The 13,371-nt window shown below is 40.1% G+C and carries 11 protein-coding genes and 1 riboswitch; of the genes, 10 read left to right on the top strand and 1 reads right to left on the bottom strand.

The genetic code is table 11. The features are described 5' to 3' along the window. Positions 1 to 157 precede the first annotated feature (157 nt). The 3 genes from ACN222_RS22580 (at position 158) to ACN222_RS22590 (ending at position 1,485) form a co-directional block, all read left to right on the top strand. Positions 158 to 919: a PEP-CTERM sorting domain-containing protein gene (locus ACN222_RS22580; RefSeq protein ID WP_010998654.1), complete on the top strand. Its 762-nt coding sequence runs from the start codon at positions 158 to 160 to the stop codon at positions 917 to 919. 170 nt (positions 920 to 1,089) lie between these two features. Then, on the top strand, positions 1,090 to 1,275 hold the full coding sequence (locus ACN222_RS22585) for a hypothetical protein (RefSeq protein WP_126987149.1): 186 nt from the start codon (positions 1,090 to 1,092) through the stop codon (positions 1,273 to 1,275). 75 nt (positions 1,276 to 1,350) lie between these two features. Beyond that, complete coding sequence (locus ACN222_RS22590; RefSeq protein WP_269083583.1) at positions 1,351 to 1,485, top strand: hypothetical protein; 135 nt, start codon at positions 1,351 to 1,353, stop codon at positions 1,483 to 1,485. Positions 1,486 to 1,657: 172 nt separating this feature from the next. On the opposite strand, the gene ACN222_RS22595 is transcribed toward ACN222_RS22590, so the two are convergent. Next, a complete protein-coding gene (locus ACN222_RS22595; protein WP_010998656.1) occupies positions 1,658 to 2,263 on the bottom strand; it encodes a DUF4360 domain-containing protein in 606 nt (201 codons plus the stop codon). Positions 2,264 to 3,188: 925 nt separating this feature from the next. Then, positions 3,189 to 3,403: riboswitch (cyclic di-AMP (ydaO/yuaA leader) on the top strand. 408 nt (positions 3,404 to 3,811) lie between these two features. Between ACN222_RS22595 and ACN222_RS22600 the strand changes: the two genes are divergently transcribed. The 7 genes from ACN222_RS22600 to ACN222_RS22630 all read left to right on the top strand — a co-directional run bounded on the left by ACN222_RS22600 (position 3,812) and on the right by ACN222_RS22630 (position 13,301). Beyond that, complete coding sequence (locus tag ACN222_RS22600; protein WP_010998657.1) at positions 3,812 to 4,054, top strand: hypothetical protein; 243 nt, start codon at positions 3,812 to 3,814, stop codon at positions 4,052 to 4,054. A gap of 544 nt (positions 4,055 to 4,598) precedes the next feature. Beyond that, complete coding sequence (locus ACN222_RS22605) at positions 4,599 to 4,919, top strand: NfeD family protein (protein WP_010998658.1); 321 nt, start codon at positions 4,599 to 4,601, stop codon at positions 4,917 to 4,919. Positions 4,920 to 5,016: 97 nt separating this feature from the next. Continuing rightward, a complete protein-coding gene (locus tag ACN222_RS22610) occupies positions 5,017 to 6,360 on the top strand; it encodes a flotillin family protein (RefSeq protein WP_010998659.1) in 1,344 nt (447 codons plus the stop codon). Positions 6,361 to 6,461: 101 nt separating this feature from the next. Further along, entirely contained in the window at positions 6,462 to 7,730 is a 1,269-nt protein-coding gene (locus tag ACN222_RS22615; protein WP_044522211.1) for a flotillin family protein, read from the top strand. Positions 7,731 to 7,744: 14 nt separating this feature from the next. Continuing rightward, entirely contained in the window at positions 7,745 to 8,389 is a 645-nt protein-coding gene (locus ACN222_RS22620) for a hypothetical protein (RefSeq protein ID WP_010998662.1), read from the top strand. Then, positions 8,373 to 9,533, top strand: a complete 1,161-nt coding sequence (locus tag ACN222_RS22625) for a DUF1822 family protein (protein ID WP_044522213.1) — start codon at positions 8,373 to 8,375, stop codon at positions 9,531 to 9,533. The genes ACN222_RS22620 and ACN222_RS22625 overlap by 17 nt, the downstream gene beginning before the upstream one ends. Positions 9,534 to 9,560: 27 nt before the next feature. After that, positions 9,561 to 13,301, top strand: a complete 3,741-nt coding sequence (locus tag ACN222_RS22630) for an ABC transporter substrate-binding protein (RefSeq protein WP_010998664.1) — start codon at positions 9,561 to 9,563, stop codon at positions 13,299 to 13,301. The last annotated feature ends 70 nt before the right edge of the window (positions 13,302 to 13,371 follow it).

Here is a 13,371-nt window from a genome sequence, read left to right on the forward strand (position 1 = left end):
AGACAATGTTTTTACTTATTAATGTCATGCAATAAAGCACTAAGGTGTCCAGAGATGCTTTTAACTAAAGTCTAGTATTTATATCCTGTCTTTTAACCGTAATTACTCACAGAATTGAGTTGTGTTTACTAATTAGACAAAGGCAGAGTTCAAAATTATGATTCTTAAAAAACTTGTTTGTGCCGCATTAGTCTCGACATCAGCGATCGCTTCTTTTGCTTATGCTGGCTCTGCTCACGCTATTGGCTTCAAGGTGGAGACAGGTGTTGCTGGTCCTAATGGTGTTACCAATCAAGGCGCTTATTCTCAGTTTTGGCAAGATTCAGGTGTAACAACTATTGATTTCAATAATGGTATGGCTCCAACCACCGGTTTTGCTAAATATTCATTTGAAAATGGCGGCGGTAGCAGTGTAAGAAAAGACCAATGGGCCCCAGCAGGATCCAACGGAGAAGTCAATGATACAAGTTACTTAGCTGTCTTCAATGGTGATAAAGTGACCATTAACTTAGATAGCTATCTTAATTATTTCGGTATTAACTGGGGTGCGATCAGCAACAATAATACCTTCTCTTTTTATAATGGGGACACTTTGATCAGGTCTTTCACCACTCAAGATGTAAATACCGTAGCTCCTATTAGTGCTACACAGCATGGTGGAGAACGTAATGGTTACCTTCATTTCTACTCTGAAGGCAGTGATGATATTTTCAACAAGATCGTCATCTCTCAAGCTAGTACAGATGGTGGTGGGTTTGAAAGTGACAACCACTCTTTTAAGATTGGAAATGGCAGATTTACAGGTTTTGACCCCCAATCTGTTCCCGAACCTGGTATGACTTTAGGGATGCTAGCTGTTGGTGGTTTATTCTTACGTCAACACAAAAAGCAAAAATTGCAAGGTGCCAGCAAATCTTAATCTGATTCGAGTTCGAGAATTGGTAATTTTGGAGTAACTAAATAGAAGATTATCTTTTTCTCCATGATGCTTTTATAGCGTCTGGAGATAATTTTTATGTGGCAATGGCTATTTTGACGGTAAAACTACAAATATAGCTAGGGACTAGGGACTGGGTGAAAAGTCGTTTTGTGTCTAGGTTTTATCATCTATGTGATGTCCTAACACTACTGGCAACAGCTATAAATAAAAAAGTTGTATATTCTCGCCAACAAATTCCCTGTAAGTATTTGGAAATATTTGCTCCAAGATTTAGTGGCGATCGCTTATCCATTGCTGTCCAACCACCAGAAGGTATAAACGCAGATCAGAAGTAGGGCTGTTTCATCCCTTAAAAGCCCCTAAATTACAAGCTTATCCACCGAAGAAATCAGGTAGTTGAGAAATTTTATTTGCTTATGAGCCTAGCGATCGCCTATGGTGGGCGGAACGCCATCGTACTGAAAATTACTGCTGGAAATAGTAATTTTTCGCTTGCCGACTCCCTAAAATTTCTGGCTGATACTCTTGATAAAATACTTATCTGAGCGAATGAAACAGCCCTGCTTTTTTAAGAGGGGTTAGGGGGGATCAAAACGTTATAGGGCAAGGTTGATCAGACTGGTGTATACACCCCTTGCCCCCACAAGGTAGAGGCTTTGAAACACTGTTGTCTTGTTTCTCTGCTTGTATAAAACCACCCTGCTACACCGAAAAGACCTAACGACACTGGCGATATTTGATGTGATAAACCAAACCACGATGAGCAAGGTCAAAAGAGTCAACGGTGGCCATCCCTTGACCACTGGCGGTCATGGCAGCGTTCACCCGCATATTCACACTATCACCACAGCGTGACCAGACATCAGCCACGGTCACTAATTGATCTCGGACATTGTAGTCTGTTTCGCCTCTAAATGTCCGAGAAAAAACAGGGCCACGCTGACCAGCAAAAAAGTACTCTGCCCTGAGTCTCCCTGTTGTCTTGGGAGCAACATAACCTCGATAATCAGCATCATAGAGGGAGATTTGAAAGCCTTGGGGTACTTTGATCGGAATGCTCAAATTACAACTTTTGCGGCTTTCTCCTGACTTATTACCCACAGCTATAAAGTTGTCGAAGAGGATACTTAGTTCTTGACCATCGGGGCTGACACTGACGCTGGCAGATCCGTCAGGGCAACCATTACCGCCATATTCTGCACCTAAAATCGTAACTTTGTCATTAGCAAGAGCAGGGCCAACAGAAGCGGTAATTAGTGTAGCCGCAGTCAGAAAAGCTTGGATAAAATTGATAGATGTTTTCTTGATGTTGGGATTATTCACGATTCACCTAACTTGAGTAATTTGAATAGTCTTAGATCCAAATATGATGTATGCAATTCCAGAAAAATTATTTAGGGAATTCTGCATGAATCATACTTTTTTTGTAGAGTAGAGCTTGTATATAACATTATTGACAGCATGGTTTGTGGCATAGATTATAGTTATAAGATAAGCATAATCTAGCCAAATAATTAACTTATTAATCAATGAGCTAAATACAAGTTTTTAACTCTACGTTGTATAGATTATCAATTATTAAATTAGTCGGCAAAAAATAGCAACGGATAGCATTATCAACAATTTCGATACTCATAGTTATCGATGAATTGGCTGATCATAACTACTGAAGCCACATTTGCATACTGCATTTAAGCTAACTAAAGTTACACTGAATAGCTGATACAAACATCTAAACAGAATTCAGATTTATTAGTCAGAAGGAGCTTTTGCTTGTAATGTCGTTGGATGAATTAGCGACATTATTCGAGGTGCTAAATCCAATATTTAGCAGAGTATAATTAGTAAGATTTTTTCCACTAATTAATTGTGATTTTCAGCTTCCGACTCCTTAGTCAAGCTTTTAATATTTAATCTATACTCGCTCAATGACTAAGAATTTTGTCTTGTGTTCCCGTAAAATGAGTTAAGTAATCACATTGATAATTAAGTATCGATCGCCAACGGTAGGCGGAACGCCTCGCCTAAATTTTTATTGCATTTCGTTGATGTGATTACTCAATTTTGATCTCACTCCAACACGTATTGCCGGATTTATGTTTGTGATTCTGGGTATTTCCTTAGTTGCGTATGCAAAACGGTAGCAGAAAAGAAGCGATCGCCTGTATCAGTATCATAGATGCGATCGTATCTTTTTGTTTACTGGAGTTTTACCTTACGTCGTAACACGTTAGTATTACAGAGAAGAAAAATAAGTCTGCCTAATCCAGCTTTACTCTCAAAACACCTATGTGCAGGGTTGAAGCTAGGAACGGAGGAACCAAGTTTGGGGCGTATCTGCCAAAAAAGCTGAAGCTAAAGTATGAAAAAGAGATTTCAAATTTTAGACTTAGAGCATTTAGAGAAGGACATCTCTCAGTCCTAGCCCGTCAGCTAACTTCGTAGGCATTGAGAGGAGATTGAACGAGCAGCATTTATACAAATAATGCCTGTCGTCAGTATCCTTGGCTGGTAAACTTACGCTTCGTTTTACCTGTCCTCGCACTGGAAGTCAGGGTTTTATAGTCTGTGTTTCTAGGGGCTGAGGTCGGATTAGTTGCCTTGAGGTACAGTTGATCATGTTTTTGAAGATAAATCATCCCTTTACTTTCATCACAGTAGATATTGTTAGCGCCACCATAAATAGGATTGAAAGTTTGTTTTTTCCCATAAAGAAGATTCCAACACAGTACTGATAAAACTTTGATCAAACTGTAGAGAAAACATCTGTCATTGTGCTAGGTGTAAATTTTTGATGCAGCTTGGTTGAATTAGTTTGTCAGAAAAACTCAGCATAGAAGCACGTATTCGTAAACATTACAGGAGAATAAAATGTCTATTAAAAATCGCAACTTTTTCACTGATGTTAACTTTTTACCTGAGCATAAATTTAAGTTAATTGGAGAGTTTGCCGGGAAAAAGCTCTTACTAATTGGCAGAACTAATGCCTATGGCGATCCCATCGTAGCAGCAAGCCATAGTAGTGAACCTAACCACGAAGATTTATACGCTTATGACTTATACGAGTTGATGAAGTGTAATCACGAACTAGTTAATCTCACTGGAGAAATCTAGTCAATTAATGGGGTGGGGTGATAGGGATAATTTATTTTTTGGTGTTCCCTTACACCGTTCTAGTCATACACATCAATAATTAGTGCCGATCTTTTGTTATGTGGCGTGTTTTCGTGTAAAGCAACACACCATTTGAGGTTTTATAGGTGTAAATATTAACACCTATAAAATCCCAATCACTGAAATAAAAATATTGTAAAGTTTTGTAACATACCGGATAACTTTGTCCTACTTCTACAGAAATACCTATAGAACCGCAACTGGAATCTCCATATACCGCGTTCAATAACATCAGAGATATAACAGAATTTATGTTGTATCTCTGCCTTCCTTATAAGCTTGTATGGTTTGCTAACTGCTAACACCTAACGGTAAAACCGAAAAGATATGCAAGTTAAATGTACGACAGTTTATGTATTTCTTAAATATTAATTAAAGCTATGTGTTATGAAAGTGCCAATAGTAGATTTATTTCATCACCATCTGGGTTTTTTGTTACCAATAAAGGATAAACAATAATTATAAAATACCTGGAAATAGGGTAATGAATAATCCAATTCTCGCAACTGCTAGTGTTGTAATTGCTTTCGGTATCATTGTTGGTGTCTTCATTGTGGGATTAATTTATATCCAACGGCGACGACAAGCAGTAGACAGTTTGATCCGTATTAATAACGTGGTTGGTTGTTTTGGGATTGTGGAAGTTCCCATAAACCAAAATAGTCCAGGAAAAGTACGGATCAATCTCAAAGGTTCTCTAGTAGACTTTGTAGCTTTCACCGATGAAATTCATCAATTTAATCAAGGTGATTCTGTTGTTATCGTGCGAATTAAGGGAAATAAGGTTTGGGTGGTTAATGTTTAGCAAGAGAGGGCAGGAGGCAGTTTATAGTGCGGTTTAGAAGGATATTCTGATGACGGTTGACAGTTGAGAAATTACTAATGACTCTTGATAAATAACTATGAATTTAATTAAACAAGAATTAGCGACTGTAACAGTAGCACAAGTTGATCCGAATACACCTGCTACTAACAAAGAAAATAATGGCATAGAAAGTCTACTTTATGGTGGTCTGCCTATTGCTCTATCTATTTTTGGTGCATTTGTACTTGTGTGGTTTATCAAGTCTTTTTTATGTATTTGTAAACCCAACGAAATCTTGATACTTTCGGGACGCAAATGGCGGACTAAAGATGGACAAGAGATGGGTTATCGAGTGTTATTAGGTGGGCGCGCCATTCGGATTCCTATAGTGGAAACGGTAAAACGGATGGATGTAACAACTATGCCGGTAAGGGTGGAAGTGCGGAATGCTTACGCCAAAGGGGGAACGCCTTTAAATATTCAAGCGATCGCCAATGTGAAAATTTCCTCAGATCCGGTGGTTGTCGGTAACGCCATTGAACGCTTTTTAGACCGCGATCGCTCGGAATTGGCTCGTGTTTCCCGCGAAACCCTAGAAGGCTATCTCCGGGGTGTTGTCGCTACCCTCACACCAGAAGAACTCAACGAAGACCGCCTGAGTTTTGCCCAACGTATCGCCTCCGATGTCAGCCGCGACCTTAGTAAACTGGGATTGCAACTGGACACCCTAAAAATTCAAAGCGTTTCTGACGATGTAGACTATCTCAAATCTTGGGGACGTAAACAAATTGCCCTGGTGATTCGAGACGCAGAGATTGCCGAATCCAACGCACTCACCCAAGCCGAACAAATCGAAGCCCAATCCGAAGAATATGCCCAAGTCGCCAAAACCCAAGACAAAATCATTGTGTTGGAGAAAGAAAACGAACTCCGCACCATCAAAGCCCAGCTAGAACAGAGAGCCAAGTCTGAAGAAGAAATTACCACGGCGGCTGCACAAGAAAAGAAAGCCAAAGCCGAACAAGTCTTACAAGTACTACGGGCTGAGTTAGAACGCCTACGCCTACAAGCCGATGAAGTCCTACCCGCCGAAGCCCGTCGCCAAGCCCAAGAACTCCGAGCCAAAGGGGAAGCAGCTTTCCTAGAAGAAAATGCCAAAGCCGCAGCGTTAGTTAACGACATTCTTTCCCAAGTTTGGCAGCAAACCGGCAGCGACGCTTCTAAGTTATTCCTCATTCAACAAATTGAAACCGTTCTCCAAGAAGCAGTGCAGATTCCTAAACGTATTCACCTAGAGAAGGTAAATGTGATTGATAACGGCGATGGCAAATCCGTAGCCAGCTTGGTAAATATTTACCCCGAAATCGTGCTGCAATTCCTAGAAAACGTTAATCGTACCCTGGGTATTGATGTTACAGGGGCGTTGGGGAGTGGGGATTAGGGACTGGGGACTGAGGATTAGGGCAGGAGTAGGAACTAATTACCAATTACCACTAACAAATGTACAGACGCGATTAATCGCGTCTCTAACAACTAACAATTATGGAAATTATCGCTTTACTTTTAGGAATTTTTGGAACTGGAACCGCCGCAGGTTGGTGGGTGATTCGCAACTTGTACTATATCTGCCAACCTAGCGAAGTGCTGATTTTTGCGGGGAGTCGGACTCAGGTTGATGATAGGCGATCGGTTGGTTATCGCTTGGTGAAAGGTGGTAGTAGTATTCAAATCCCTCTGTTGGAAAAAACTTTCCGCATGGATTTGACTAACATGATTATTGAACTGAAGGTGTCCAACGCCTACTCAAGAGGTGGGATTCCTTTAACGGTGGAAGGAGTGGCAAATATTAAAATTGCTGGTGAAGAACCGACAATTCACAATGCCATTGAGCGACTTTTGGGTAAAAGCCGCAAAGATATTGAACAATTAGCCAAGGACACATTGGAAGGTAATCTGCGGGGGGTATTGGCGAATCTCACGCCAGAACAGGTGAACGAAGATAAAATCACCTTTGCTAAAACTTTGTTGGAAGAAGCCGAAGATGATTTAGAAAAACTAGGATTGGTACTAGACAACCTGCAAATCAAGAATATTTTTGATGAGGTTCTTTACCTAGATTCTATTGGACGCAAACAACAGGCAGAGTTGCTGCGAGATGCGCGGATAGCTGAAGCGGAAGCTAAAGCCCAAGCGATCATTAAATCTTCAGAAAATCTCCGCATTACTAAACTGAGACAAATTGAACGGGATTTGCAAATTGCTAAAGCCGAAGCAGAACGCAGAGTTAGAGATGCACTCACCAAGCGTGTTGCTGTGATTGCAGAGGTGGAATCGGTGGTCAATTCCCAAATTGCCAAGGTGCAGGCAGAAGTAGCAGTGCAAACAGAACGGATTATTCAAGTAGAAAACCAACTACAAGCGGATATAGTTGCCCCAGCCGAGGCAGAATGTCACAGTGCGATCGCTCAAGCTAAGGGAGATGCTGCCAAAATCATCGAAGAAGGCAAAGCCCAAGCCGCAGGAACCCAGCGTCTAGCTGAATCTTGGCAAAATGCAGGCGCATCGGCGCGAGAAATCTTTATCTTCCAAAAACTCGAACCATTATTGAAAATGATGGCTGCGGGAGTACCTGAGGTAGAAGTAGAAAATTTAACTGTGATTGATGCGGCTAATGGTGGTGGTGTGCCGAAAATAGCCTCTTTAATTGAGCAATTACGTCAAACTACTGGTGTCGATGTTGCTCAAGTGATCAATCAGCTCAAGTCTGATGGTAAAAATGGCAAGGTTGGCTCAAATTTGGATCAAGGTTAGTAAGAAAGTCAAGCATGGATGAATTAACAGCACTTGTGAAACAAACCTGTCAGCATCCAAGGGGGAGTATTGAACGCCAAAAAGGACTGCATGAAATTATCTGGCGGATTCAGCAGTCTGGTAAATTGTTTCGGGGTACGGGTGTACCTAATGCAGAGGAAGCATTGCAGAAAACATGGCTGTATTTTTGCCTCAATCTCTGCGAAGCTACAACCAGTGAGGAACCATACAATTCCAGCCAAGGAAGTGTGATTACTTGGCTGAATGCCTACTTGCGGTACAGGCTGAAAGATATCGTTGTTCCTAATCAAAAAATCATTTATTCTTCGTCAGATGAAAATGGCGAAGAAATAGATCCCACAGATTTGATTCCCGCACGACCAGAACCACCACCCATTCTAGAGGAAATTCAGGAATGGTTAAAACAAGAAGCTCATACTTTACGCCGTATTTACGTAACCAATCGCCCAGATATCAATTGTTTGGTGTTGATTGAACGTCGCTTACCGCCAGAAACTTCTTGGAAGGACTTATCTCAAGAGTTTGATGTCTCCATTGCAACCCTGAGTGGTTTCTATCAACGCCATTGTTTTCCCCGCCTCCTAAATTTCGGCATATCCCAAGGTTATATTGATCATGAGTATGAGTTACCTAAGTGAACAGCAAAGCATATCTGTACCGATTCCAGAAAGTTTTCGCCAAATAGCTCTGGAATTTGCCCAAGAACAACCAATTTCTACAAAAGCGAAACAAGTATATTTAAATACATTAGCTGTACAAGTAGTTAATAGCTATTTAGCTATGTTAGATATCCCCACAGAACTAGAAGCTAGCTATAGTTGGCATCCACGGGGGCGCTTGACGGCTGATGTTGCAGATTTACTATTAACTGGTGTGGGACGTTTGGAATGTCTGCCGATGCGGACGGGCGATCGCACTTGTAAAATTCCCCCAGAAGTTTGGGATAATCGCATTGGTTATGTTGTTGTGGAAATTAATCACACTTGTAAGGAAGGGAAAATTAGAGGGTTTGTCACCAGTGTCAACACTCCAGAAATTACCCTTGAACAACTGCGATCATTAACAGTATTAATTGAACATTTGCATCTAGTACATTTACGGCAATGGCTAGAAGGCATCTACACAAATAATTGGCAAAGTATAGAAGAATTATCAAGCCAAAGAAGCACTCAATTAGCCTTTCGTTCTAAACGTGTGCGGGGTTGGGAATTTGACAATCCCGAAAAAGCTTGGCAAGTAGTTGAGCAATTATATCCTGCTCACAGTTGGGAAAAAAATTTACCGCCGGAACTATTAGCCAGTTTTCCTTGGAGAAGATTAGGCGATATAGAAGTATCTCCCACTACTAATAATTACACTAAATTTACTGAAGCGATCGCTCATCTTTTAAAAACAACTCCAGACGAAGAAACTCGCTGGACTTTGGCAGAAATTTTGTGGACTCTTGCACCCAATCATCCTGCTGTCAGTGCTAGACGCATCATTGATTTAGGAATGCAGCTGGCAGGCCATCCTGTCGCTTTAATGGTAGCAATTTTAGCCAAACCGGATAGGAATGTGGCTGTCTTATTGCGCGTGTATCCAATGGGAAATCAGCCTTATTTACCACCAGGATTGCAATTAGCAGGACTAGATGAAAATGGCAAATCATTTTTAGAAGTCCAAGCACGAGAAAATAAAGATGATTACATCCAGTGCAAGTTTTGTGCAGAATTCGGCGAAAAATTTCAAGTTCGGGTTAGTATGAATAATGTAAGTTTTACAGAAAATTTTGTCATTTAATAGACAAATTATTATAGGGAAGAAACAGTGGGTAAGCTGGTTATCTTCGAGATTGGAGAAGGCAGTTTTCAGCAGGGGTTTCCTGTGAAAATTAGAATTGGGGAAGAGCGTAAACCTCATTCTACGGAAATTCTCGGCAGATTGCCACCAGCATTAACAATTCCTCAACACTATTATGAATGGCAATCAAGTTATCGTCACTTGCCAGCAAATTGGTTAATTACTGTTCCCGAAACTCAAATTACTAATGTATCCACCATAGAGACTTGTCATCATGCTGCTCAAAGATTTCAATTTAGTTTTAATGAATGGTTAAATCAACCAGTAGTTAGACAATTGGAACGGCAATTATTACAAAAAGTTGGTGATTGGCAGGATATACGCTTTATTTTACAAACACAAGATTCCTTACTAAGACGCATTCCTTGGCATCTATGGGATATTTTTCATGATATCCATCCCCGTCCAGAAATTATAGTTAGTTCTGAATATGAACCGTCTAAAAAACAATTAATAAATCCAGTGAAAATTCTGGTAGTTCTTGGCAACAATCGAGGTATTGATATTCAACAGGATTTAGAAACAATCAAAAAATTACCTAGTGCCATTATTGAACTGTTGCAAGAACCATCACGCCAACAACTTAGAGATAAATTATGGACTCAATCTTGGGATATTTTCTTTTTTGCAGGGCATAGTTGTAGTCATCAAGATGATATTTCTGGACAAATTCAAATTAATGCCAAAGAAACTTTATCACTAGATAGTCTGCGTCACACACTCCGCCACGCTGTGAAGAAAGGATTAAAATTAGCTATATTTAATTCTTGCGATGGTGTAGGATTAGCACGCAATTTGGCTGATGTGCGGATTCCTTATACAATTGTTATGCGGGAACCTGTTCCCGACATAGTAGCACAACATTTTTTAAGATATTTCTTAACAGCATTTGCATCAGGCGAGTCTTTATACGCATCAGTCCAACAAAGTCGCGCTCGCCTGCAAGAAGAATTAGAAAACGATTATCCTTGCGCTTCCTGGCTACCTGTGATTTTTCAAAATCCAGCAGCAGCAGAATTAAAATATCCCCAACCTAGTAATTGGGCAAAAATAGGATTTAAGGCAGCTATTTTTATAGGTTTGTTAGTTACTGGGAGTTATATTTTTACAACAGTTGTTAATGAGTGGAGGTTTCGCGGACGCTTTAGTGATGGTAATAATCTTTTAGTGAAAACATTTACAAATACTCATAAACAAGATGGCATCAAAGCGTTTCAGCAAGGTAATTACCAATTAGCTCAAGAGAAGTTTCAAGCGTCCTTACGAGAGTATTATAATGACCCAGAAACATTAATCTATTTTAATAATGCTAAAGTTGCCAATCAGCCGATACTAAAAATTGGTGTTGCTGTCCCTATCGGGACTAACTCCAATGTCGCTCAAGAAATTTTGCGCGGAGTTGCACAAGCACAACAAGAAATAAATCATCAAGGTGGCATTCACGGCAAGTTTTTAAAAGTTGTTCTTGCCAACGATGATAATAAACCAGAAATTGCCAAACAAGTAGCCCAGAGATTTGTTCAAGATGCAGATATATTAGCAGTAGTAGGACATAACAGTAGTGATGCAAGTGTCCCTGCATCTGATATTTATCAGGCAGGAAAATTAGTCATGGTTTCACCAACTAGCAGTTCTACAAGATTAACAGATCGTCCTCGTCTTGATAGTCATGGTAATTATATTTATCGCACAATTATTAGCTTTAATGTGATTGCCGAAAGTTTAGCTGAATATGCCAAAACTGCTGGTATTAATAGGGTAATGATTTGTAGCGATTCACAAGCCGCAGATCAGTCTTTTGAACAAGCATTTGTGAATGCAATAATTTACAAACGCTTGCAACATATTAATAATATAAATTGTGATTTCGCCTCAGAAGATTTTCGTCCAGAGACTATTGTAAAAGATGCGATCGCCCAAAATGTAGATGCTATTTTACTCAATCCCCAAGTTGATAGAATGAGTAAAGCGGTGGAGATAGGGAAATTTAATCAAGGTAAGGTACGATTATTAGGAAATCCCAGCTTACAAACTAAAACCATACTCGATGCAGGCGATGTAATTAAGGGAATGGTGATAGCAACTCCTTGGTTAGCAGATGTTTCTCCTAATCAAGAATTTGTGCAGAATGCCAAAAATCTCTGGCGTGAATCAGATTTAATTACTTGGCGTACAGCTACCGCCTTTGATGCTACCAAGGCTATCGCCGCAGCCTTGAAACAGGAAGACGACACCAGAAGCGGTATCCAAAAAGCCTTGGCGCGAAATTTTTCTTTACAAAGTGCGACAGGAACAATTCAGTTTTTATCTTGGGGCGATCGCAAAGGCGATCGCGTGGGCAATGCTATCTTAGTAGAAGTAAAACCAGACTCCAACGCACCCAGTGGCTACAGTTTCGTCCCGAAAAACTCTCTACAACATAGGATCAGTTTGGGAGATAAAATCTTAATCCAAGATAACCCTAGTCATGAAAAGCAACTAGGTGTAGAAGCTTTTGCTGTAGGTAATTATCAACAGGCGATCGCCCTATTTCAACTATCTCTGCAAAAGGTATTTAATGACCCAGAAACACGCATATATTTACAAAATTCTTTGGCTGCTCGTAGTGGTAAAAGCTTGAGAATAGCGGTTAGTGTCCCTATTGGTAGTAACTTGAATGTTGCGAAAGAAATACTCCAGGGTGTAGCTCAAGCTCAAGATGAAATCAATCGCCAAGGTGGGATTCAAGGACATTTACTACAAGTAGAAATTGCCACCGATGATAATAACCCAGAAATTGCTCAAAAATTAGCAAGTTACTTTGTGACCGATAAGCAAATTTTAGCTGTTATTGGTCATAATGCCTCAGACGCTTCTGTAGCCGCTTGTCCTATTTATCAAGCAGGTAAACTAGTTAATATTTCCCCCACCAGCTTTTCTGTAAAATTATCAGGATGTGGTGCGTATATATTCCGTACCGCCCCTAATATTAGACTTATTGCTGATATTCTTTCCAACTATGCGATTAAAACAGTAAAGACAAAAAACTTAGCAATTTGCGTAGATGAACAGGCTATAGATAATCAATCATTTCGAGATGAATTTACCTCCGCTATCATTATTTATGGCGGAAATCTTGTGAATATCCCCTGTGATTTTTCTGCACCTGATTTTAACCCCAATCAAGTAATTACTGAGGCGATTAGTAGTGGTGCTAATGGCTTAGTTTTAGCACCTCATATAGATAGAATTAACAAAGCTTTAGATATAGCAGCAGCCAATAAAGGTAGATTGAGACTGTTTGCTAGCCCCACACTATACACATCCCAAACTTTACAACAAGGGCAAGCCGACGTTAACGGTTTAATGTTAGCAGTCCCCTGGCATCCAGACGGGAATACACAAAATAATTTTAGCCAGAAAGCTCAACGCCTTTGGGGAAATTCTGTAACTTGGCGTTCCGCTACCAGTTATGATGCAACCCTAGCCGTAATTGCAGGTTTGCAGCAAAGTAAAAATCGTGAAGAATTACAAAGAGTTCTACGTAATCCTAAATTTTATGCTGTGGGTGCCACCGGCAAAATTCGCTTTTTCCCATCAGGCGATCGCTATCTCAAAAACGATACTATCTTAGTAAAGATTCAAGCAAACAAAGCATCTGCAACTGGCTATGACTTTTTTTTGTTAAATGCAGCCAGAAACCAGATTTCCAAAACAAATAGGTTTTAATTTTACATATTGTGTGATGCTGAATTGAGAAAGTTGCATTCCTCCTACCCCACCGGGGAAGCAAACTACA

This window comes from Anabaena sp. FACHB-595, assembly GCF_048568275.1.
In the GTDB taxonomy this organism is placed as follows: domain Bacteria; phylum Cyanobacteriota; class Cyanobacteriia; order Cyanobacteriales; family Nostocaceae; genus Trichormus.